The sequence below is a fragment of the Streptomyces sp. NPDC006368 genome (assembly GCF_040612535.1).
GTDB lineage: Bacteria > Actinomycetota > Actinomycetes > Streptomycetales > Streptomycetaceae > Streptomyces.
Genome location: NZ_JBEXQK010000001.1, coordinates 231,789 through 254,535 on the forward strand (window position 1 = coordinate 231,789; position 22,747 = coordinate 254,535).

The 22,747-nt window shown below is 72.8% G+C and carries 15 protein-coding genes; 11 read left to right on the plus strand and 4 right to left on the minus strand.

Annotation, left to right across the window (positions count from 1 at the left end; all coding sequences use genetic code 11):
• Nucleotides 1–60: 60 nt before the first annotated feature.
• Complete coding sequence (locus ABZZ38_RS01210) at nucleotides 61–399, minus strand: WhiB family transcriptional regulator (RefSeq protein WP_356734409.1); 339 nt, start codon at nucleotides 397–399, stop codon at nucleotides 61–63.
• A 415-nt stretch (nucleotides 400–814) separates the two neighbouring features.
• On the opposite strand from ABZZ38_RS01210, the gene ABZZ38_RS01215 reads away from it, so the two are divergent.
• From ABZZ38_RS01215 to ABZZ38_RS01230, 4 genes are all read left to right on the plus strand, one after another.
• Nucleotides 815–1,426 carry a response regulator transcription factor gene (locus tag ABZZ38_RS01215; RefSeq protein WP_003948568.1) on the plus strand — a complete coding sequence of 204 codons (612 nt, stop codon included), beginning with the start codon at nucleotides 815–817 and terminating at the stop codon, nucleotides 1,424–1,426.
• Nucleotides 1,427–1,659: 233 nt separating this feature from the next.
• On the plus strand, nucleotides 1,660–2,268 hold the full coding sequence (locus tag ABZZ38_RS01220; protein WP_356734410.1) for a sigma-70 family RNA polymerase sigma factor: 609 nt from the start codon (nucleotides 1,660–1,662) through the stop codon (nucleotides 2,266–2,268).
• A gap of 161 nt (nucleotides 2,269–2,429) precedes the next feature.
• On the plus strand, nucleotides 2,430–3,935 hold the full coding sequence (gene guaB / locus ABZZ38_RS01225) for an IMP dehydrogenase (RefSeq protein WP_356734411.1): 1,506 nt from the start codon (nucleotides 2,430–2,432) through the stop codon (nucleotides 3,933–3,935).
• A 114-nt stretch (nucleotides 3,936–4,049) separates the two neighbouring features.
• Entirely contained in the window at nucleotides 4,050–5,174 is a 1,125-nt protein-coding gene (locus tag ABZZ38_RS01230) for a GuaB3 family IMP dehydrogenase-related protein (RefSeq protein WP_356734412.1), read from the plus strand.
• Nucleotides 5,175–5,247: 73 nt separating this feature from the next.
• Here the strand turns inward: ABZZ38_RS01230 and ABZZ38_RS01235 are convergent, their stop codons facing one another.
• Nucleotides 5,248–5,727 (minus strand): hypothetical protein, encoded by a 480-nt coding sequence (locus ABZZ38_RS01235; protein ID WP_356734413.1) that lies wholly within the window; start codon nucleotides 5,725–5,727, stop codon nucleotides 5,248–5,250.
• Nucleotides 5,728–5,883: 156 nt separating this feature from the next.
• Nucleotides 5,884–7,125: a nucleotide sugar dehydrogenase gene (locus ABZZ38_RS01240; protein WP_356734414.1), complete on the minus strand. Its 1,242-nt coding sequence runs from the start codon at nucleotides 7,123–7,125 to the stop codon at nucleotides 5,884–5,886.
• A gap of 224 nt (nucleotides 7,126–7,349) precedes the next feature.
• On the opposite strand from ABZZ38_RS01240, the gene ABZZ38_RS01245 reads away from it, so the two are divergent.
• Complete coding sequence (locus tag ABZZ38_RS01245) at nucleotides 7,350–9,056, plus strand: glycerol-3-phosphate dehydrogenase/oxidase (protein ID WP_356734415.1); 1,707 nt, start codon at nucleotides 7,350–7,352, stop codon at nucleotides 9,054–9,056.
• Here ABZZ38_RS01245 and ABZZ38_RS01250 read toward each other — a convergent pair.
• The gene (locus ABZZ38_RS01250) at nucleotides 9,053–10,231 is read right to left on the minus strand and encodes a serine hydrolase domain-containing protein (RefSeq protein ID WP_356734416.1); all 1,179 of its coding nucleotides are present in this window, start codon (nucleotides 10,229–10,231) and stop codon (nucleotides 9,053–9,055) included. The two genes, ABZZ38_RS01245 and ABZZ38_RS01250, sit on opposite strands and share 4 nt — an antisense overlap.
• A 160-nt stretch (nucleotides 10,232–10,391) precedes the next feature.
• On the opposite strand from ABZZ38_RS01250, the gene ABZZ38_RS01255 reads away from it, so the two are divergent.
• From ABZZ38_RS01255 to ABZZ38_RS01280, 6 genes are all read left to right on the plus strand, one after another.
• Nucleotides 10,392–12,923, plus strand: a complete 2,532-nt coding sequence (locus ABZZ38_RS01255; protein WP_356734417.1) for a serine/threonine-protein kinase — start codon at nucleotides 10,392–10,394, stop codon at nucleotides 12,921–12,923.
• Nucleotides 12,924–13,057: 134 nt separating this feature from the next.
• The gene (locus tag ABZZ38_RS01260) at nucleotides 13,058–15,619 is read left to right on the plus strand and encodes a protein kinase (RefSeq protein ID WP_356734418.1); all 2,562 of its coding nucleotides are present in this window, start codon (nucleotides 13,058–13,060) and stop codon (nucleotides 15,617–15,619) included.
• Nucleotides 15,620–15,737: 118 nt separating this feature from the next.
• Nucleotides 15,738–17,435 (plus strand): protein kinase, encoded by a 1,698-nt coding sequence (locus ABZZ38_RS01265; protein ID WP_356734419.1) that lies wholly within the window; start codon nucleotides 15,738–15,740, stop codon nucleotides 17,433–17,435.
• 27 nt (nucleotides 17,436–17,462) lie between these two features.
• Entirely contained in the window at nucleotides 17,463–19,145 is a 1,683-nt protein-coding gene (locus ABZZ38_RS01270; protein ID WP_356734420.1) for a serine/threonine-protein kinase, read from the plus strand.
• 103 nt (nucleotides 19,146–19,248) lie between these two features.
• A complete protein-coding gene (locus ABZZ38_RS01275; protein WP_356734421.1) occupies nucleotides 19,249–20,886 on the plus strand; it encodes a succinic semialdehyde dehydrogenase in 1,638 nt (545 codons plus the stop codon).
• Nucleotides 20,887–20,925: 39 nt separating this feature from the next.
• The gene (locus tag ABZZ38_RS01280; RefSeq protein WP_356734422.1) at nucleotides 20,926–22,728 is read left to right on the plus strand and encodes a GMC family oxidoreductase; all 1,803 of its coding nucleotides are present in this window, start codon (nucleotides 20,926–20,928) and stop codon (nucleotides 22,726–22,728) included.
• The last annotated feature ends 19 nt before the right edge of the window (nucleotides 22,729–22,747 follow it).

Below are 22,747 nucleotides of genomic sequence, written 5' to 3' on the forward strand. Positions count from 1 at the left end.
GGGCGCCCCATCCCCGGGTCGCCCCTCGCAGAAACGTTCCTTCACGTGTGCGCCGCTGTTTCAGCCGTGCGCCGCCGACGTCGCGGATGTCGCCGACGTCGCCGACGTGGAGATCAGACGATTGCGGGCCCGCCCCATGAGCTCCTCGCGCTCGTCCTCCGTGAGGCCGCCCCATACGCCGTAGGGCTCCCGCACGGCCAGTGCGTGCGCCGCGCACTGCGCGCGGACCGGGCACCTCATGCAGACCTCTTTCGCCGAGTTCTCGCGCGCGCTCCGTGCCGCGCCGCGCTCTCCCTCGGGGTGGAAGAAGAGCGAACTGTCGACCCCGCGGCAGGCCGCGAGGAGCTGCCAGTCCCACAGGTCGGCGTTGGGTCCGGGAAGGCGGGAGAAATCTGCCATAGCGCATGTCCCCTTGAAACCGGTGCTGAGCGGATGAGTGGGCTGCCGGCTGGGCTCCCGACGGGGCCCGATACAGCCACGACCGTACAACTACTGTCTAAGTAGATGTAAATATGACTCATTGCGAATCTAGCTACAGACACCGACAAAGTGAAGGAAAAGCCGCTAAATGGGGCATAGCTCTCGGTGAAGCAATGGTGACCTGCGCCGCTCTCCTCTGTGTCCGCCTCCTCACGGAGCGTGCCGAACCGGGAGAGCGGACCCGTAACTCTTTCGAGTGACCATCGTTGAGAGTGCGGAGGCGGTTGAAACGACAAGCGCTCGGGCAAGTGTCCGGGGGCGTCAACCGCACAGGTGAAGATACGTAACCAGCCTGGAGGCCCAAGGTGACGCGCATCAGCTGCGGAGGACGGCCATGACATCCGTCCTCGTCTGCGACGACTCCCCGCTTGCCCGAGAAGCGCTCCGCCGCGCCGTCGCCACAGTGCCCGGCGTCGAGCGCGTGACGACCGCGGCCAACGGCGAGGAAGTCCTCCGCCGCTGGGGCGCGGACCGCTCGGACCTGATTCTGATGGACGTGCGCATGCCCGGTCTGGGTGGCGTGGAGACCGTCCGCCGACTGCTCTCCGCGGACCCCGGCGCCCGCATCATCATGCTCACCGTCGCGGAGGACCTCGACGGGGTCGCGCTCGCCGTCGCCGCCGGTGCCCGCGGTTACCTGCACAAGGACGCCTCGCGCGCCGAGCTGCGGGCCACCGTCACCCAGGCGCTCGCCGACCCGACCTGGCGGCTCGCCCCCCGCCGGCTGCGTTCGGCCGAGATGGGGGCCGCGCCCACGCTCACCGCGCGTGAGATCCAGGTCCTCGAAGGCATGAGCCACGGCCGCTCCAACGCGGAGATCGGCCGCGAGCTGTTCCTCTCCGAGGACACCGTCAAGACCCACGCCCGGCGGCTGTTCAAGAAGCTGGGCGCCTCGGACCGGGCGCACGCGGTCGCGCTCGGATTCCGCTGGGGTCTGGTGCGCTAGCACGTGACCGTTCGGATCCCCGTCCGCCGCCCGGCGGACGGGGTGGCGGAGGCGCGATGTCTGTTTCCGGCTCGATGCCGCATCCTTGAGATGTGGAGTTCCTCGGGGACGAGTCGATCGAGCGGGAGGGGAGGGCGCAGGAGATGACATCCGGCGCACCTGCTCATAACGCTTCGGTGCACAACTACGGACGCGGTGCCACGGAGCGGCAGACGTCAAGGCACCATGGACCGATGCGCGATGACGAGACGCAGGGGTCCGCCCTGTCCGCTGGAGCGGGCGCCGGGGTGATCGGCGCGCTCGTCCATCGCGCCGTCGAGGGGGACGAGCAGGCCACGCACGACCTCCTGGCCCACGTCCACCCCCTGGCCCTGCGGTACTGCCGTACGCGGCTCAGCAGGCTGCCCGGCGACGCGCGCCACTTCGTCGAGGACCTCGCCCAGGAGGTCTGCGTCGCGGTGCTGATGGCCCTGCCGCGCTACAAGGACACCGGGCGGCCCTTCGAGGCGTTCGTCTTCGCGATCGCCGGCCACAAGGTCGCGGACCTCCAGCGGGCCGCCATGCGGCACCCGGGGTCCACCGCCGTGCCGTCCGACGAGATGCCCGAGCGCCCCGACGACTCGCTCGGGCCGGAGGAGCGGGCGCTGCTCAGCGACGACGCCGAGTGGGCCAGGAAACTCCTCGCCAACCTTCCCGAGACCCAGCGGGAGCTGCTCGTGCTGCGGGTCGCGGTCGGGCTCACGGCCGAGGAGACGGGCCAGATGCTGGGCATGTCCCCGGGGGCGGTGCGGGTCGCGCAGCACCGGGCGCTCAGCCGGCTGCGGGCGCTCGCCGAGCAGTGAGAGCGCGACCGGTGCGAGCCGGTGAGGCGATGAGCCGTATGGCCGCATACGTACGTGTGAACGTACAAACCTTCCGGGTGATCTTGCTCGTGGAATGAGACACGGCCGCAGCCCGTTAGCATGGACATCCGCACCGATCAAGGCCATTTGGGGAAGGTGTCATGACTGCCAACGTCGACGGAGTGCCCGAGAAATTCGCGACACTCGGGCTGACCTACGACGACGTGCTGCTGCTGCCGGGCGCGTCCGACATGGCTCCCGACCAGATCGACACTTCCTCGTACATCTCCAAGAACGTACGGGTGAACATCCCGCTGCTGTCCGCAGCGATGGACAAGGTCACCGAGGCCCGCATGGCGATCGCGATGGCGCGCCAGGGCGGTGTCGGTGTCCTCCACCGCAACCTCTCCATCGCGGACCAGGCCAACCAGGTCGACCTGGTGAAGCGCTCCGAGTCCGGCATGGTCACCGACCCGATCACGGTCCGCCCGGAGGCGACGCTCGCCGAGGCCGACGCCATCTGCGCGAAGTTCCGCATCAGCGGCGTCCCCGTCACCGACCCGGCGGGCAAGCTGCTCGGCATCGTCACCAACCGCGACATGGCCTTCGAGACGGACCGCGGCCAGCAGGTGCGCGACGTCATGACGCCCATGCCGCTCGTCACCGGCAAGGTCGGCATCTCCGGCGTCGACGCCATGGAGCTGCTGCGCCGCCACAAGATCGAGAAGCTGCCGCTCGTCGACGACGGCGGCATCCTCAAGGGCCTGATCACGGTCAAGGACTTCGTGAAGGCGGAGAAGTACCCGAACGCCGCGAAGGACAAGGAAGGCCGGCTCCTCGTCGGTGCCGCCGTCGGCGTCGCCGGTGACGCGTACGAGCGCGCCCAGGCGCTGATCGAGGCGGGCGTCGACTTCATCGTCGTCGACACCGCGCACGGCCACTCCAGGCTGGTCGGCGACATGATCGCCAAGATCAAGTCGAACGCGTCGGTGGACGTCATCGGCGGCAACGTCGCCACCCGCGACGGCGCCCAGGCGCTCGTCGACGCCGGCGCCGACGGCATCAAGGTCGGCGTGGGCCCCGGCTCCATCTGCACCACCCGCGTCGTCGCCGGCATCGGCGTCCCGCAGGTCACCGCCATCTACGAGGCCTCGCTCGCCGCCAGGGCGGCCGGCGTCCCGGTCATCGGCGACGGCGGTCTGCAGTACTCCGGCGACATCGCCAAGGCCCTGGTCGCCGGTGCCGACACGGTGATGCTCGGCTCGCTGCTCGCGGGCTGCGAGGAGTCGCCGGGTGAGCTGATGTTCATCAACGGCAAGCAGTTCAAGTCGTACCGCGGCATGGGCTCGCTCGGGGCCATGCAGTCCCGGGGCGAGCAGCGCTCCTTCTCCAAGGACCGGTACTTCCAGGAGGGCGTCGCCTCCGACGAGAAGCTCGTGCCCGAGGGCATCGAGGGCCAGGTGCCCTTCCGCGGCCCGCTGTCCGCGGTCGTCCACCAGCTGGTCGGCGGCCTGCGCCAGTCGATGTTCTACGTCGGCGGGCGGACCGTGCCGGAGCTCCAGGAGCGCGGCCGGTTCGTACGGATCACGTCGGCGGGCCTCAAGGAGAGCCACCCGCACGACATCCAGATGACGGTCGAGGCGCCCAACTACAGCAGCAAGAGGTAACGGCGGGAGCCCACGCGCGCGTGAGGGGCGATTCCGGGATACGGCCGGAACCGCCCCTCACGCGCGTGTCGGGGATACTGGTAGGCGCAGACGTAGAGGGAAAGGCCACACATCGTGACTGAGATCGAGATCGGGCGCGGCAAGCGCGGCCGCAGGGCGTACGCGTTCGACGACATCGCCGTCGTACCGAGCCGGCGCACCCGGGACCCGAAGGAGGTCTCGATCGCCTGGCAGATCGACGCCTACCGGTTCGAGCTGCCGTTCCTGGCCGCCCCCATGGACTCGGTGGTCTCCCCGCAGACCGCGATCCGCATCGGGCAGCTGGGCGGCCTCGGCGTGCTGAACCTGGAAGGCCTGTGGACCCGCTACGAGGACCCGCAGCCGCTGCTCGACGAGATCGCCGAGCTGCCCACGGAGAGCGCCACCCGCCGTCTGCAGGAGATCTACGAGGCCCCCATCCAGGAGGAGCTGATCGGGCGGCGCATCAAGGAGGTGCGCGACTCGGGCGTGGTCACCGCCGCCGCGCTCTCCCCGCAGCGCACGGCCCAGTTCTCCAAGGCCGTGGTGGACGCCGGTGTGGACATCTTCGTCATCCGCGGGACGACCGTCTCCGCCGAGCACGTCTCGGGCGCGGCCGAGCCGCTGAACCTGAAGCAGTTCATCTACGAGCTGGACGTCCCGGTCATCGTGGGCGGCTGCGCCACGTACACGGCCGCCCTGCACCTGATGCGCACGGGCGCGGCGGGAGTCCTGGTGGGCTTCGGCGGCGGCGCCGCGCACACCACCCGTAACGTCCTGGGCATCCAGGTGCCCATGGCGACGGCGGTGGCCGATGTCGCCGCCGCCCGCCGGGACTACATGGACGAGTCCGGCGGCCGGTACGTCCACGTCATCGCCGACGGCGGCGTGGGCTGGTCCGGCGACCTGCCCAAGGCCATCGCCTGCGGCGCCGACGCGGTGATGATCGGCTCCCCGCTGGCGCGCGCGACCGACGCGCCCGGCAAGGGCCACCACTGGGGCATGGAGGCCGTCCACGAGGACGTGCCGCGCGGCAAGCTGGTCGACCTGGGCATCGTCGGCACGACGGAGGAGATCCTGGCCGGTCCCTCGCACTCGCCGGACGGGTCGATGAACTTCTTCGGCGCGCTGCGCCGGGCGATGGCGACGACCGGTTACAGCGAGCTCAAGGAGTTCCAGCGCGTCGAGGTCACGGTCGCGGACGCGCAGCACAAGCGCTGAGGGCTGTCCCGGCAGTACGCGAAGGGGGCCCGCACCGGCTGGTGCGGGCCCCCTTCGCGTACGCGGCGACGGGTCAGGCGTTGGCCTTCTTGGCGCCCGCGAAGGCGGTGACGGCCGCGATGACGAGGAAGACGTACGTCATGGCGTCCGAGGCTTCCTTCCACAGGTCGGTCAGCGCGCCGAAGTCCTCCAGGAGGATCTCCGTGAAGGAACCGCCGGCGAGCTCGCTGAGGATGACCGCTATCGCGATCAGCTGCCCGGCATAGACGGCGCCGATGGAGAAGACCGCGGCCATCACGGGCAGGGCGGGGTTGCGGCCGCCTGCCTTGGCGGCGGCGAAGCCGACCAGGAAGCCGACGCCGACCGCGGCATACCCGATCTCACGCTCGATCGCACCGCCGATCGCGCCGTACGCGCCCGCCGCGACGAGGGCGGCGACGAGGGCGGCCACCAGGCCGAGGCCGACGTTGTCGCGGGCGGGCGCCGGGGGCGCGGTGGGCGTGACCGGGGCGCCGGCGAACGGGTTGCCGGACGGCGGAACGGACTGGCTCATGCTGGAGATCCCCCTGGGATGGTCTGCACACGTTTGTGCGCACCTGTGTGCGCATAAGATCCGTGTGAATCAGAGGGCCGGACACTAGCAGGCCGGTCCGACACCGGCACCGGGGATTTCCGGCACAACCTCGCGCGCCCGGCGGCACGGGCGGGTTCACAGGCGGTGGGCGGCCCCCACCGGGGTGGCTCCCCGCGTGTCCAGGAGGAGCTGCGCCTTCACCGCGAGACCTTGCAGGTCGTACGTACGGTGGTGCTGGAGCAGGATCGTCAGGTCGGCCCCGGCCGCCGCCTCGTAGAGCGAGTCCGCGCGAGGCACGGGCAGGTCGCGCACGCGCCAGTCGGCGACGTACGGATCGTGGTAGCTGACCACCGCGCCCATGTCCATCAGGCGGCGGGCGATCTCGGTCGCCGGGGCGCCCTCCTGGTCGGCCAGGTCCGGCTTGTAGGTGATGCCGAGCAGCAGCACGCGCGCGCCGCGGGCCGATTTGCCGTGCTCGTTGAGGAGCGTGGCGGAGCGCTGGATGACGTACTGCGGCATGCGCTCGTTGATGCGCCCGGCCAATTCGACCAGCCGCAGGGGCCGGTGCGGGCCGATGGTGTCGACGGGGACGCCGTGGCCGCCGACGCCCGGGCCGGGGCGGAAGGCCTGGAAGCCGAAGGGCTTGGTCTCGGCGCACCGGATGACGTCCCAGAGGTCGACGCCCAGCTCGTGGCAGAGGACGGCCATCTCGTTCACCAGGGCGATGTTGACGTGGCGGAAGTTGGTTTCCAGCAGCTTGACGGTCTCCGCCTCGCGCGGCCCGCGTGCGCGTACCACCTTGTCGGTGAGGCGGCCGTAGAACGCGGCGGCGGACTCGGTGCAGGCGGGGGTCAGGCCGCCGATGACCTTCGGGATGTGGGCGTAGTCGTGCGTGCGGTTGCCGGGGTCGAGGCGGCCGGGGGAGTAGGCGAGGTGGAAGTCGCGGCCCGCGCGCAGGCCCGAACCCTCCTCCAGGAGCGGGCGCACGACGTCCTCGGTGGTCCCGGGGTGCACGGGCGATTCGACCAGGACCGTGGTGTGCGGGCGCAGCCGGGCGGCCAGGGCGCGCGCGGCGCCGGTGACGGCGGTGAGGTCCAGGTTCTGGTCGGCGCCGAGCGGGGTGGGGGCGCAGATGACGGCGGTGCGCACCCGGCCGAGCTCGGTGGGGTTGGTGGTGGGCCGGAAGCCCCCCGAGAGCATCCGGCGGATTTCCGAGGCGGAAAGGGAGCCGTCGACCGGGGAGCGGCCGGCGGCGAGTTCCGCGACGGGGCGGGGGTCGGTGTCGTAGCCGATCGTGCCGATACCGGCGCCTGTGGCGGCTTGGGCGAGGGGCAGTCCGAGGTGGCCGAGGCCGATGACGGCGAGGTCTGCGGGCATGGGGTGATGCCGTCCTTCCCAGTAGCCGGAGTGGACGCGGTGCGCAAGTCCTGTGGACAGAACGAGCGCGAGCAATGTCAGACTAGGCGTAAATATGACCGTTATGCGGCATTGCGCGTGTCTGGACGCCCGAGTGTTGTCCACAGGCGGTGGCTGAAGTCGGAGCGCGGGGACAGAATCGAAGCTGTGGGCCCGACCACACGGGGGGACGACGGGAGGCAGCGGTGAGGACAGCGACACTGGGACCCGCGGAGCGCGCCGAGGCGCTCGCGGCGATGGCCGAGCGTGAACTGGACGTGCTGGTGGTGGGCGGCGGAGTGGTCGGCGCCGGAACCGCCCTCGACGCGGCGACCCGAGGGCTCGCCACCGGACTGGTGGAGGCACGTGACTGGGCGTCCGGCACGTCCAGCCGCTCCAGCAAGCTGATCCACGGCGGGCTGCGCTATCTGGAGATGCTGGACTTCGCGCTCGTGCGGGAGGCCCTGAAGGAACGCGGGCTGCTGCTGGAGCGGCTGGCGCCGCACCTGGTCAAGCCGGTGCCGTTCCTCTACCCGCTCCAGCACAAGGGCTGGGAGCGGTTCTACGCCGGCTCCGGCGTCGCGCTGTACGACGCCATGTCCGTGTCCTCGGGGCACGGCCGCGGACTGCCCATGCACCGGCACCTGTCGCGGCGGAAGGCGCTGCGGGTGGCTCCGGCGCTGCGGAGGGACGCGCTGGTCGGCGCCTTGCAGTACTACGACGCCCAGATGGACGACGCGCGGTACGTGGCGACGCTGGTCCGGACGGCGGCGAGCTACGGCGCGCGGGTCGCCAACCGGGCGCGGGTGATCGGCTTCCTGCGCGAGGGCGAACGCGTCGTCGGCGCCAGGGTGCAGGATGTCGAAGGGGGCGGGGAGTACGAGGTCCGGGCCAAGCAGGTCGTCAACGCGACGGGGGTGTGGACGGACGACACCCAGGCGCTGATCGGGGAGCGGGGCCAGTTCCATGTGCGGGCGTCGAAGGGCATCCATCTGGTGGTGCCCAAGGACCGGATTCACTCGAACACCGGACTGATCCTGCGCACGGAGAAGTCGGTCCTGTTCGTGATCCCGTGGGGCCGCCACTGGATCGTGGGCACCACGGACACCGACTGGGATCTGGACAAGGCCCACCCGGCGGCGTCCAGCGCGGACATCGACTATCTGCTGGAACACGTGAACAGCGTGCTCGCCGTGCCGCTCACCCGGGACGACGTGGAGGGCGTGTACGCCGGCCTCCGGCCGCTGCTGGCCGGGGAGTCCGACGCCACGAGCAAGCTCTCCCGCGAACACACCGTGGCCCACCCCGTGCCGGGCCTGGTCGTGGTGGCGGGCGGCAAGTACACGACGTACCGGGTGATGGCCAAGGACGCGGTGGACGAGGCGGTGCACGGGCTCGACACACGGGTCGCGGCCTGCGTCACCGAGGAGGTGCCGCTGGTCGGCGCCGAGGGATACCGCGCGCTGTGGAACGCCCGCGCGCGCATCGCGGCGCGGACGGGCCTTCACGTGGTGCGTGTCGAGCACCTGTTGAACCGGTACGGGTCGATGGCGGAGGAGGTGCTGGAGCTCGTCGCGGCCGACGCGGGCCTCGGTGAGCCCCTGGCCGCGGCCGACGACTACCTGCGCGCCGAGATCGTCTACGCGGCGTCCCACGAGGGCGCGCTCCACCTGGACGACGTACTGACGCGGCGGACCCGCATCTCGATCGAGACCTTCGACCGGGGCACGCGCAGCGCCCGCGAGTGCGCCGAACTGATGGCGCCGGTGCTGGGCTGGGACCGGAGCCACATCGAGAAGGAGGTGGAGCACTACGAGAAGCGGGTGGAGGCGGAACGCGAGTCGCAGCGGCAGCCGGACGACCTCACGGCGGACGCGGCACGGCTCGGCGCCCCGGACATCGTGCCGATCTAGCCTCCCGAGCTAGCCCCTCCCGCCGCGGCCGGCGACGCCCCGCAGAACTCCGCGTCGAGAAGCGCCGGTTCGAGGGCCGTGAGCGTGCCGTCGGCCAGGGTGTCCGTGTTCACGCGGAACGTGAGGGCGCGTCGGCCGTCGGCGGTGGCGGCTGCGCGGACGTAGCTGCCGGTGATGTGCCCGTTGTGGCCCCACACGACGGTGCCGCAGGACAGTCTGCGGGGGTAGATGCCCATGCCGTAGGTGCCATGGGCGGGGCGGGTGTCGAGCAGCTCGCGCAGCTGGGCCGGGGGGAGGAGACGGCCGCCGAGCAGGGCGGCGTAGAAGCGGTTCAGATCGGCGAGCGTGCTGATCAGCTCGCCGGCCGCGCCCGCGGTGCGCGGGTCGAGAGCCGTGACGTCGCGGCCGTCCGCGTCGTACGCGCGGCCGTGCGGGGCGGGCAGGTCGGTGCGGGCGCCCGGGAAGGAGGTACCGGTGAGGCGGAGGGGGGTGATGATGCGATGTCCGACCTCGGCGGCGTAGGAGTGGCCGGTGACCTGCTCGACGACCAGGCCGAGCACGGCGTAGTTGGTGTTGGAGTACGCGTACGAGCCGGGCGGGCGGAGCGGATGGGCCAGGGCGCTGCGGACGGCGGCCACCGGGCTGATCGGCAGGCGCGGCGCGGGGATGCCGTGAGCGGCCGTCGTGTAGTCGGGGAGGCCACTGGTGTGCGTGAGCAGGGTGCGCAGTGTGATGCGGTGCCCGGACGGGCCGGGCAGCAGACCGGGCAGATGGCGGCGCACCGGGTCGTCCAGGTCCAGCCGGCCCTCCGCGTCGAGCTGCAGGACGACCGTCGCGATGAACGTCTTGGTGATGCTGCCCGCGCGGAAGTGATCGGCACGGCCGATGCCCGGGCCGGTGGACAGGAAGCGGGAGGAGGTGGGTGAGCCGGCGAGCAGCGCGGCGGCCGGTGCGTGACCCCGGGTCACCAGCCGGGCCAGTTCCGGGGACGGGACCGGTGAGGACGGACCGGGCGAGGAGGGATCCGGTGAGGACGGACCGGGCGAGGAGGGATCCGGTGAGGACTGGGCGGTCACCGGAGGGGCCGGTTCCGGTACGTCGGACAGGGTGCGCGCGCCCAGTCCGAGCAGGACCGTGACCAGCGTGACGGCGAGTCGCCACAGGGGTGTTGACATGGTGCGGGTCCCTTCCTCGGCGGCCATCCTGACGCACGATGGACCCGGGAGAACCGCCGGTCCCGGAGTGAGGGACAATGGACGTTCTTCCAGGGCGGGTTACCGCATCGCGCGGGGAGCGGCAGGCGCGGGCGAGAATCAGGGATCGCAGAGGGGACGCATGTCGGAAGCGGAGCAGTCGCGGGACGCCGCGCGAGAACCTCAGCGGGACGCAGCGAAGTCGGGCGTCGAATCGGATGCGGGGCCGGGTGTGGAGCCGGCCGCCGGGACGGGTGCCCAGCCGGGTGCCCGGTCGGGCGGCGACCAGGATGCGAAGCCGGGTGACGGCTCGGCCGGTCAGCCGGACAGGAAGCCGGGCGACCGGTCGGACGGGGAGCCGGGTATCGGAACGGGCGAGGGTGCGGCCGTGGAGTCGGGCGGCGAGCGGGACGTGAAGCGGGGCGTGGAGCAGGACGAGGCCACCGGAGCGGACGACGTGAAGGGTGACGCCGCGTCGGGTGCACGGGGCACGGTCCCCGGCGCCCGTTCAAAGGCCCCGGGCGCGCCGGTTGCGGCGGACGATGCCGGGGCGGCTGCGCCCTCCGGGCCGTCCGGGGTGTCCGGTGCGCCCAAGGGCGCCGTGCCCGGCGCCCGGTCGGCGGGTTCGGCGGCCGGTTCATCGGCGGGTTCGGCGGCCGGTTCGGCGGCCGGTTCGTCCGGCGCGGCCAAGAGCCCCGCGCCGGGCTCCGGGGCCGCCGCGAGCGGCGGCGCGGAACCGGCAAAGCCCGATCTGCGCACGTCCGGTGCCGCGGGCGGTGCCCCGAAGGCCGCCGTACCCGGTGCCCGCTCGGGCGGCCCGTCCGCCGCCGCGGGCGGCAGGGCCGGCGCGGCGACGCCGGCGCGGGGGACGGCCGAGGGCCGGCTGCTCGCCGGGCGCTACCGCCTGGGCGGGGTGCTCGGGCGGGGCGGCATGGGTACCGTCTGGCGGGCCGTCGACGAGACGCTGGGCCGTACCGTCGCCGTCAAGGAGCTGCGCTTCCCCAACAGCATCGACGAGGAGGAGAAGCGCCGCCTCATCACGCGCACCCTCCGCGAGGCCAAGGCGATCGCCCGGATCCGCAACAACGGCGCCGTGACGGTCTACGACGTGGTCGACGAGGACGACCGCCCCTGGATCGTCATGGAGCTCATCGAGGGCAAGTCCCTCGCCGACGTCATCCGCCAGGACGGCGTGCTCACCCCCAGGCGCGCCGCCGAGGTCGGTCTCGCCATCCTCGACGTCCTGCGCTCCGCGCACCGCGAGGGCATCCTGCACCGCGACGTGAAGCCGTCCAACGTGCTCATCGCGGAGGACGGCCGCGTGGTGCTCACCGACTTCGGCATCGCCCAGGTCGAAGGAGACCCGTCCATCACCTCGACGGGCATGCTCGTCGGCGCCCCCTCGTACATCTCCCCGGAGCGGGCCCGGGGCCACAAGCCCGGCCCGGCCGCGGACATGTGGTCGCTGGGGGGCCTGCTCTACGCGTGCGTGGAGGGCTGTCCGCCGTACGACAAGGGCTCCGCCATCGCGACGCTGACCGCCGTGATGACCGAGCAGCTCGACCCGCCGAGGAACGCGGGTCCGCTCGGGGAGGTCATCTACGGCCTGCTGCACAAGAACCCGGAGAAGCGGCTCGACGAGGCCGGCGCGCGGGCGCTGCTCAACGACGTCATCCACGCGCCGGAGCCGGCCGTCGCGCCGCCGGTGCCCGAGCCGTCGCCGGAGGCGACGCGCGTGGTGCCGCTGCCCCCGGCCCCCACCGAGAAGGCCAAGGAGACGGCCGACGCGGCGGCGGAGCGGATGCGCGGCGCGCTGCGCTCGGTGCGGAACGCCGCTGCCAGGCCCGACCCGAAGCCCAAGCCGCAGACGGCGGCCGGGCCCCAGGCGCCGGTGCGGGCACCGCTCACCGATGTGGTACCGCGCCGCACGCTCGTCCTCATCGCGGTGGCCGTCGTCGTGGTTCTCGTCGCCGTCCTGGCCTTCGCGCTGAGCGGTGACGACGAGCCGGGCACCAACGGGCAGGACCGCCCCCAGGGCGGCGACAGGACGGCGTCCGCCGGTGCCACCGACTCCACCGGCGGCAGCGGCGACCAGCCCGACGGCGACCAGGGCACCGAGCAGCCCGGCACCGGCAACCAGGGGGGCCAGGGCACCACCGGGCAGCAGGACGGCGGCAGCGGAAAGCCGTCCGGGACACCGGACACGGGGGCGGTGCTCCCGGCCGGGTACACGGTCGTCACCAACGACCGGTTCCACTTCTCCATGGCCATGCCGTCGAACTTCCGCCTGACCCGCATAGCGGGACAGAACTCCGGCGGGATATTCAGCGCCAACGGCGGGTACCCGCGCATCCAGGTCGACTTCGGCAGCAGCCCGAAGGACGACGCCGTCGCCGCCTGGGCCGCCGCGGTCGGCGCGGTGTCGGCGTCCAGCAACGGCTACCAGCACCACGGCATCAAGAAGGTCGACTACAACGGCTACCCGACCGTCGCCGACTGGGAGTTCGAGCGCAATGAGGGCGGTCAGCGGGTACGGGTGCTCAACAGGGGTTTCAAGGTCGACGCCGGGCGCGGCTACGCGATCATGATCACCTGCAAGTCGTCCGAGTGGAACGGCGCGGAGTGCGTGACGCTGCGGAAGACGGCGTTCGCGACGTTCACGCCCAAGGACTGACCGGGGCACGTATCGTGAGAGTTCGTGGACCGTACGAAGCGGGAACGGTGAGGAACGGTACGGGTCCCCAGCGGAATTGACGGTTTCGGACGTCCCGCGGAACCGGGGGGACAGCGTGCTCGTGGGGAGGCGTCGTGGACGACTACGCGGGAAGGGTGCTCGCCGACCGCTACCGCCTGCCCTTGCCGCCCTCGGAGGAGTACGAACTCGTCGAGACGCGCGCCTTTGACACGTACAGCGGGCAGGAGGTCCTGGTCCGGCAACTGCCGCTGCCGGAGGTCGTCGACGCCGAAGTGCTCGACTCCGACGGGGCCGCGGCAGGGCGTACGGCCGGTTCCCCGGGCAGCCCCGGGGCGTCACGCGGAGCGTCCGGCCGGACCACCCGCCGGCCCGCCGACCCGGCCGTACGGCGAGCCGTCGAGGCCGCCCAGGCAGCGGCGCAAATCCCCGACCACCCGCGGCTCGACCAGGTCTTCGACGTGTTCGCGGAGGCGGGATCGCTCTGGATAGTGAGTGAACTGATCGCCGCCCGGCCCCTGGCGGCGCTGCTCGCCGAGCGGCCCCTGAACCCCTACCGGGCGGCCGAGATCGGCTCGGACGTACTCACGGCGCTGCGCGCCCTGCACGCGCACGGATGGACCCACCGCAACATCACCGCCCGCACGGTGCTCGTCTGCGACGACGGGCGCGTCGTGCTGACCGGCCTCGCGGCCGGCGTGGCGGAGGAGGCGCTGTGCGGGTACGCGCCGGTGCCGCCGCCGGACGACGAGGACGGCCCCTCGCCGCCCTACGAGCCCTCACCCTCCGCACACCCCGAGCCGTCGCCGCCCGCGCCGCCCGCCCCGGCCTCGCCGCCCAGGGTGCCCGAGCAGGCGTTCCGTACGGCTCCGGACGAGCCGCCCGCGTTGCGGACACAAGCCGTCAGGTCCGGGGCCATCGCCGCGTACCGGGCCGGGGCGCGCGCCGCCGCCCGAGCCGACGAGGCCGGTGCCGCCGCGGCGCTGCCGCCCGGCGGGACCCTGCCACCCGGGTACGAGCCCGACCGGAGCCGGCTGCCCGTCGCCGGCGCCCATGACACCCTGTACGGCGACGAGGACGACGATCACGTCGGCGACTCCCACGACGGTTTCGACGACGGCTTCCACGAGGACGACCACGGCGGTGAGGCGCCGCGCGCCCTGCTGACCGGCACCTGGCACGACGGACCCGGCCAGGGATCCGGTCATGTCCCGGCAGGCGGCGGAGGCGCGGCCGGGGGCCCGGGCGGTGCCGCCCGCCGCCCCGACCCCACCTTCCCCGCCGCCCTGAGCGCCGACACCCGGCGCCACACGCGCGTGCCCCGGCCCGCCTCCGAGCGCACCCCCGACGCCACCCCGCGGACCGCCGGACACTGGGACGAGGCCGTCGCGGGCAGCCGCCCGCCCGCCGCGTACCGGGGCCCCTCCACCCCGCTGGCCGCCGAGCGCGCCCGCCAGGCCCGGATCGCCGTCGTCGGCGCCGTGACGGAGCGGTGGGCGCCCGAACAGGCGGGCCCCGTCCACGACACCTGGCAGCTTGCGCCACCGATCGGGCCCGCCACCGACCTGTGGGCCCTCGGCGCGCTGCTCTACCGCGCGGTCCAGGGCCACGCCCCGTACCCCGAGGAGAGCGCCGCCGAGCTGGTCCAGATGGTGTGCGCCGAGCCGCCCGCGTTCGCCGAGGAGTGCGGCCCCCTGCGCCCGGTCGTCGAGTCGTTGCTGCGCCAGGACCCCACGGAGCGCCCGGACTTCGAGGAGCTGCGCGGCTGGCTGCGCTCCCTCATCCGGTCCGCGCCCGAGCCGGAGGCGGGTCTCGCGGTCGTCCCGATGCCGTCCGTCGACGAGACCCGCCTGCCCGTCGTGCGCCGCCGCGGCGAGCTCGTGCGCAAGCGCCGCGCCGGCTCCCCCGGCCGGGCCCACGGCCGCCCCCGCCACCGCCGCGAGCGTGCCGGACCGGCCAGGCCCGCCCGTACCGGCTCCGGCAGCCCTCGGGCACTGGGCCGTCTCCTGCTGCTCGTGATCCTGCTGGCGCTGGCCGCCGCCATCGCGTACGCCATGCTGTTCCTGCCCGAGTCCGAGCCGCAGGGCGGCGCGAGCGCGCCCCGGCGCAGCGCGCAGCCCACCAGCGGGAACCCGCCCACCAGCGGCGACCCGTCCGGCACCGCCCCGACCCCCACCACCCCGGCCCCGTCCCCCAACACCGTCACCCCCACGCCACCCGTGGTCGCCGCCGGGTACACCGTGCGTGACGACCCGGAGGGCTTCCGGATCGCCGTGGACAAGTCGTGGCGCCGCAGCCCCATCAACGACGTCGGCCAGGTCCGCTACGCCGGTGGTGACTACACCCTGATCGTCGTCCCCGGCCGCGACACCGTCCGGGCCAACGGCAGCGATCCCCTGGAGTACCAGCGGGGCAAGGAGCGCGAGCTCCAGCCCTGGCGTGACTCCTCCTGGGCGTCCGTCACGGGCATGCGCCGCATCGACGTCGGCCGCCAGGCCATGGCGGAGGGCCAGTTCACCTGGCAGGACAGCAACGGCCGTGAGGTGTACGTCCGCAACCTCGCCCTCATCATCGGCGACCGCTACCACGTCATCCAGGTCATCGGCCCGGACGACCGGCGCGACAAGGTCACCGAGATCTACCAGCAGGCCGTCACCGCCTACCGCGCGACCCGCTGAACCCCCGCCCCCACCGCCCTGTGCCGCATCACAGTGCGGTCTCCGTGACGGCCCCGAGGTTCCGCCCCGGCCACCACCCTCCGTAACCTTGGCCGGGTGAAGCAACGGGCGGGGGCAAGTGGAACATTCTGAGGACACGGGCGCGGGTCAGGTGCTGGCCGGGCGCTACCGACTGGCCGAAACCATCGGTCGCGGCGGCATGGGCAAGGTATGGCGGGCCCATGACGAGGTGCTGCACCGGATCGTGGCGGTCAAGGAGTTGACGGCGGGTAAGTACGTCTCCGAGGCGGACCGGAGCGTCCTGCACGCCCGTACGCAGAAGGAGGCGCGCGCCGCCGCCCGCATCACCCACCCCGGCGTCGTCACCGTCCACGACGTGCTGGAGCACGACGCCCGCCCCTGGATCGTGATGCAGTACGTCGACGGGCCCTCCCTCGCGGACGCCGCCAAGGAGGCCGAAAACCGCCGTATCGAGGCGCGGGAAGCGGCCCGCATCGGCCTGCACGTGCTGAGCGCCCTGCGCGCCGCGCACGCCGCCGGAGTGCTGCACCGTGACGTCAAGCCCGGCAACGTGCTGCTGGCCCGCGACGGCCGCGTGCTGCTCACCGACTTCGGTATCGCCGCCATCGAGGGCGACTCCACCATCACCCGGACCGGGGAACTCGTCGGCTCCATCGACTATCTGGCGCCCGAGCGGGTCCGGGGCGGTTCCCCCGGACCGGCCTCCGACCTGTGGTCGCTGGGCGCCACGCTGTACACGGCCGTCGAGGGCACGTCACCCTTCCGCCGTACGTCCCCGATCAGCACCATGCAGGCCGTGGTCACCGAGGAGCCGTCGCCCGCCGAGCACGCCGGTCCGCTCGCGCCCGTCATCACCGCGCTGCTGCGCAAGGACCCCGCCGACCGTCCGGACGCGGTCGAGGCCGAACACATGCTGCTGGAGGCCATGGAGGGGCGTACGCCCGCCTCCGCCCAGGCGTACGTCCCCACGCAGCGCGTCGACGAGGCCGACCGTACGGCCGCGACGAAGTCCCTGCCCCGCCCGCGCGACGAGCGCGACCCGCACCCCCCGCACGACCGCCGGAACCGCGCCCAGGCAGCGCCGGAGTCGCTCAGGGCATCAAAGGCACCGGAGGCACCAGGAGCGCGCGCTTGGCAGGTGGAGGCCGACCGGCCCACCACGACCGCCCCCGCGCCCCCGGACGGGCCCATGGGCCGCCGCTGGCGTGCGGCAGCCCTCGTCGTCGTCCTCGCCGCCGTCGTCGGCAGCGCGGCGGGCTTCGCCGTGATGCGGTACGCGGACGGCGGGGCGCGCGCGGCGTCGCCCTCCTCCTCCTCCTCCGCGCACGGCGTCGCGGTCGTCCCGGACGGCTGGGAACGCGTCAAGGACCCGGAGGGTTTCAGCCTTTTCGTGCCCGTGGGGTGGGAGCGCCGCATGGATGGCAACCAGATCGACTACACCCCGGACAACGGCCGCCACCACATCCGGATCAGCGTCGATCCCTCACCGGACTTCGAAAGCCCGTGCACGCACATGCGCGACATCGAGAAAGGTTTGCGGAAACGGCTGCCGCAGTATGCACGGAAGCAGCTGCGGACGAACACGTTCCGTGATCAACTGGAATCCTGTCTGTGGGAGTTCACCTGGGCGGAGACCAAGAACAACCCGGGGGAGCGACACGCCATCGACCAGGTGTATTTCGCGGACGACGGAACCGAGTACGCGCTGTACATGTCGTCTCCCGCCGAGGACTGGGCCACCACACGGGAGCAGTTCGACATCGTGCTGCGCGGCTGGCGTCCCGCCGAGGAGTGACCTCGGCGCGAGCAGAGGGGATGTGCCGTGTCCGGACTTGGGCAGCAGCGGCGGGTCGCCGGTCGCTACCGGTTGGAGGCCCGGCTCGGCCGGGGCGGCATGGGCACGGTCTGGAAGGCGTACGACGAGCTGCTCGGCCGCCGCGTCGCCGTCAAGGAGATCCACGTCGACGCCGGCACCACCCCTCACTCCTCGCTGCGTGAGGCGCGTGCCGTGGCGCGCGTGCACCATCCGCACGTCATCTGCGTCCACGACGTGGTCGAGGAGGACGGCACCCCGTACATCGTGATGGAGCTCGTCGAGGGCGTCTCGCTCGCCGAACTGCTCGCGGTGCACGGCCCGGTCGACGCCGCCGAGGCGGCGCGCATCGGGCTCGCGCTGCTGGGCGCGCTGCGCGCCGCGCACGCCCTGGGGGTGCTGCACCGGGACCTGAAACCCGCGAACGTCCTGCTGGAGGACGGCACCGGGCGCGTCGTCCTCACCGACTTCGGCATCGCGCAGCTCGCCGGGTCCACGACCCTCACCGAGAGGGGCATGTTCGTCGGCTCCCCCGAGTACACCGCGCCCGAGAGGATGCAGGGCGCTCAGGCGGGGCCGGAGACCGACCTGTGGTCGCTGGGGGCGCTGCTGTGCGCGGCGCTGACCGGCCAGTCCCCGTTCCACCGCGACTCGTTGGGCGGGGTGCTGCACGCGGTCGTGGAGGAGGAGGTCAGACCGCCCGAGGCGGCCGGGCCGCTGCTTCCGGTCGTACGCGGGCTGCTGGAGCGCGACCCGGAGCGCAGGATGGGCGCGGCGGAGGCGGAGCGGCTGCTGGAGGCGTACGTCGTGACGGGGACGACCCCGCTGTACGAACGGTACGAGCCCGCGCCCGGCCCGCGCACCGCGTCCCGCCGCCCGCGTACCCGGCTCCACCCCCCGCACGCCGCCCCGCCCTCCCCGTACGCCCCGGCCGGGGACCTCACGGCCCCGATCACGCCGGCGCCCGGCCGCACCCCGCACCGTCCCGCCCGTACGCCCGTGGTCGCCGCCGCCGTGGTCGCCGCCGCCCTCGCCGGGGCGGGCGCGGCAGGCATGCTCCTGCTGCACGACGACCCCGGCGAGGGCGGCGGTAGTGGCCCACCGCCCGTGACCACGGTGACCGCCACACCCCAGGACGGGCCGAGCCCCACGCCGGCGGGCCCCACCCCGACGGGGCCGGCCCCCTCCGGCCACGGCCCCACCCGCCCCGCCCCGTCGGCGCCCGCTCCCGCGCAGTCCGCCCCCGTACCGGCCGGGTACCGCGCCGTGTCCGACCCCGGCGGCTTCTCACTGATCGTCCCCGCGGGGTACGTCCGCAGCAGCGACGACAAGCGGGTGTACTACATGTCGCCCGACCGGGCGTTCCGGATCGGTATCCGGGTCCGGCAGCCCGTCGACGGCGGCCCGCTGGCGGCCATGCGCCGCGCCGACGCCGACGGGCCGGGCAGCACGCCCGGCTACCGCGACGCCAAGGTGACCCCCACCACGCACAACGGCCTGCCCGCCGCCCTCCGCGAGTTCACCTGGGACGGATTCCCGGGCGGGCCGGGGCCCCGGCGGTCGTACGACATCTGCTGGGACGAAGGCGGCCGGATGTACAACGTGTGGGTGTCGGCGCCGGTGCCGCGCCTGGACGAGCTGAAGCGCCACTTCGACACCGTTCTGGATTCCTTCCGGGTACGCCACACCTGATCAGGGCTTATGTGCCAGTGATCACTGGCGCGGTGTGAGGGTCCGGCGAAAAGCTGTTACCGGCGGGTACCGCGGCGGTCCCATTCCGCATACCCTCGCCCCCATGACGGACACGACCGGCTCCACGACGGACACGCAGGCTCCCGCCACGCCCCTCGGCACGAACCCGGTGGCCCCCGCCCCGACCGGTGCGCGGACCGCCGCCGACGTGGTCACACCCGAAGTGGTCGCCCAGCTCACCCGCGGAGTCGTCGGTTCCGGACGCACCGCCAACCACAGCCCCTTCACGGGGGAGCGGCTCGCGGAACTCCCCGAGTCGACCCCCGAGGACGTCGCCGAGGCGTTCGCGCGCGCCCGCGTCGCCCAGCCCGTGTGGGCCGCCACCCCCGTCCGTGCCCGCGCCGCCGTCCTCCTCCGCTTCCACGACCTGGTCCTGGAGCGGCAGGCCGAGGTCCTCGACCTGATCCAGCTGGAGACCGGCAAGGCGCGGCTGCACGCCCACGAGGAGGTGCAGGCCGTCGCCGTCGCGGCCCGCCACTACGGCCGCCGCGCCGCCGCGTACCTCAAGCCCAAGCGACACACCGGCGTCGTACCGGCCCTCACCAAGGTGACCGAGCTGCGCCAGCCGCGCGGTGTCGTCGGCCAGATCGCGCCCTGGAACTACCCCCTGGAGCTGTCCGTCGGCGACGCGCTGCCCGCGTTCGTCTCGGGCAACGCGGTCGTGATGAAGCCCGACACGGAGACGGCGCTGACCGCCCTGTGGGCGCGTGACCTGCTCGTCGAGGCGGGGCTGCCGGCCGAGGTCTTCCAGGTGGTGCTCGGCGACGGCCCGGTCGTCGGCCCCGAGGTCGTCAAGCACGCCGACTACGTCTCCTTCACCGGCTCCACCCGCACCGGCCGCGAGGTCGCCCAGGGCGCGGCGGCCCGGCTCGTCGGCGTCTCCCTCGAACTGGGCGGCAAGAACGCCATGCTGGTCCTCCACGACGCGGACGTCGAGAAGGCCGCGGCGGGCGCCATCCGCGCCTGCTTCTCCTCCGCCGGCCAACTGTGCATCTCCATCGAGCGCTTGTACGTCCACGAGTCGATCGCCGATGACTTCATCGACCGCTTCGCCACCCGTACGAAGGCCATGCGGCTCGGCAACTCCCTCGCGTACGGCGCCGACATGGGCTCACTCGTCGGCGAACGCCAGCTCCAAACCGTCACCCGGCACGTCGAGGAGGCCGTCGCCAAGGGCGCCACGCTCGTCGCGGGCGGCGTCGCCCGCCCCGACATCGGCCCGCTCTTCTACGAGCCGACCATCCTCGACGGCGTGCAGGAGCCCATGGCGGTCTGCTCCGAGGAGACCTTCGGCCCCGTCGTCTCCCTCTACCGCTTCACGGACGAGGACGAGGTCATCGAACGCGCCAACGCCACCGCGTACGGGCTCAACGCCAGCGTCTGGACCAAGGACGGCCGCCGCGGCCACGCGGTCGCCGCCCGCCTGCGCACCGGCACGGTCAACATCAACGAGGGGTACGGCCCCGCGTACGGCAGCGTCCAGTCCCCGATGGGCGGCATGAAGGACTCCGGGCTCGGACGCCGCCACGGCTCCGAGGGCATCCTCAAGTACACCGAGGCCCAGACGGTGGCACAGCAGCGGCTGATCCCGCTCGCACCGTCCTTCGGCATGGACGACGAGAAGTACGCGGAGTTCATGAGCCGCAGCCTGCGGCTGATGAAGGCGCTGCGCTTCCGCTAGACACCCCTTCACCCCACCTTTTTGGCACGAGGAGAGCCCATGCCCCAGGTCCCCCCTGCCCGGAACGCGGACGAACCGGCCCTCGACTACGACGTCATCGTCGTCGGCTCCGGCTTCGGCGGCTCGGTCTCCGCCCTGCGCCTGACCGAGAAGGGCTACCGGGTCGGCGTCCTGGAGGCGGGCCGCCGCTTCACCCCCGAGACGCTCCCCAAGAACTCCTGGGACGTGAAGAACTACCTGTGGGCCCCCGCCCTCGGTCTCTTCGGCATCCAGCGCATCCACCTGCTCGGCAATGTCATGGTCCTGGCAGGCGCCGGGGTGGGCGGCGGCTCCCTCAACTACGCCAACACCCTCTACGTACCGCCCGCGCCCTTCTTCCAGGACAAGCAGTGGGCGTCCATAACCGACTGGCAGGCGGAGCTGGCCCCGTACTACGACCAGGCCAAGCGCATGCTCGGCGTCCGCCTCAACCCGACCATGACGCCCTCCGACATCCACCTCAAGGCGGCGGCCCAGGCCATGGGCGTCGGCGACACCTTCCACCTCGCCCCCGTCGGCGTCTTCTTCGGCGACGGCGAGGACGCCGACGGTACGGCGAAGGCGCGCCCCGGCGGGAAGGTCCCCGACCCCTACTTCGGCGGCGCGGGACCGGACCGCCGCGCCTGCGCCGAGTGCGGCGAGTGCATGACCGGCTGCCGGCACGGCGCCAAGAACACCCTCACCGAGAACTACCTCCACCTCGCCGAGAAGGCCGGCGCCGTCATCCACCCCATGACCACGGTCACCGCCGTCACCGACGCCCCGTCCGGCGACGGCTACCTCGTCACCACCGTCCCCACGCACCGCCGCCGCAAGGCCACGCCGCGCACCCTGCGCGCCCGGTACGTCGTCATCGCGGCCGGCACGTACGGCACCCAGACCCTGCTGCACCGGATGAGGGACGAGGGGAAGCTCCCCCGCGTCTCCTCCCGCCTCGGCGAGCTGACCCGTACCAACTCCGAGGCGCTGGTCGGCTCCCAGACCACCGACCGCCGCTACCGCAAGCGCCACGGCCACCGCCGCGCCGACTTCACGCGGGGTGTCGCCATCACCTCGTCCATCCACCCGGACGCCAACACCCACATCGAACCGGTCCGCTACGGCAAGGGCTCCAACGCCATGGGGTCCCTGTCCATCCTCCAGGTGCCCTACGCCGAGCGCCGGGTGGCGGCCTGGCTCGGCAACGTCGCCCGCCACCCCGTCCAGGCGCTGCGCTCCCTCTCCAACCGCCGCTGGTCGGAGCGGACCATCATCGGCCTGGTCATGCAGTCCCTGGACAACTCCCTCACCACGTACCGCAAGCGCTACGGACTCGGAAAGGGCCTCCTGACCGCCCGCCAGGGCCACGGCGCCCCCAACCCCAAGCAGATCGCCGAGGGCACGCGCGCCGCCTCGCTGCTCGCCGAGGAGATCAACGGCTTCGCCGGCTCGAACGTCGGCGAACTCATGGGCACCCCGCTCACCGCCCACTTCCTGGGCGGCTGCGTGATCGGCGCCTCCGCGGAGGAGGGCGTCATCGACCCGTACCACCGCCTCTACGGCCACCCGGGCATCTCGGTCGTCGACGGCGCGGCCGTCTCCGCGAACCTCGGCGTGAACCCGTCCCTCACCATCACCGCCCAGGCGGAACGCGCCATGTCCTTCTGGCCCAACAAGGGCGAGGCCGATCCCCGCCCGGCCCAGGGCGCCGCGTACGAACGCCTGACCCCCGTCGAACCGAAGTCCCCGACGGTCCCGGCGGAGGCCTTCGGCGCCCTGAGGCTCCCGTTCCTGGGCATGCCGACGGTCCCGCCCAAACCCTGACGACGCCATGAGAGAGGCG

Excerpts from the sequence above, each read along its gene's own strand:
- ABZZ38_RS01210 (WP_356734409.1), bottom strand. The coding sequence starts at position 399 with ATGGCAGATTTCTCCCGCCTTCCCGGACCCAACGCCGACCTGTGGGAC.
- ABZZ38_RS01215 (WP_003948568.1), top strand. The coding sequence starts at position 815 with ATGACATCCGTCCTCGTCTGCGACGACTCCCCGCTTGCCCGAGAAGCG.
- ABZZ38_RS01220 (WP_356734410.1), top strand. The coding sequence starts at position 1,660 with ATGCGCGATGACGAGACGCAGGGGTCCGCCCTGTCCGCTGGAGCGGGC.
- guaB (WP_356734411.1), top strand. The coding sequence starts at position 2,430 with ATGACTGCCAACGTCGACGGAGTGCCCGAGAAATTCGCGACACTCGGG.
- ABZZ38_RS01235 (WP_356734413.1), bottom strand. The coding sequence starts at position 5,727 with ATGAGCCAGTCCGTTCCGCCGTCCGGCAACCCGTTCGCCGGCGCCCCG.
- ABZZ38_RS01240 (WP_356734414.1), bottom strand. The coding sequence starts at position 7,125 with ATGCCCGCAGACCTCGCCGTCATCGGCCTCGGCCACCTCGGACTGCCC.
- ABZZ38_RS01250 (WP_356734416.1), bottom strand. The coding sequence starts at position 10,231 with ATGTCAACACCCCTGTGGCGACTCGCCGTCACGCTGGTCACGGTCCTG.
- ABZZ38_RS01255 (WP_356734417.1), top strand. The coding sequence starts at position 10,392 with ATGTCGGAAGCGGAGCAGTCGCGGGACGCCGCGCGAGAACCTCAGCGG.
- ABZZ38_RS01275 (WP_356734421.1), top strand. The coding sequence starts at position 19,249 with ATGACGGACACGACCGGCTCCACGACGGACACGCAGGCTCCCGCCACG.
- ABZZ38_RS01280 (WP_356734422.1), top strand. The coding sequence starts at position 20,926 with ATGCCCCAGGTCCCCCCTGCCCGGAACGCGGACGAACCGGCCCTCGAC.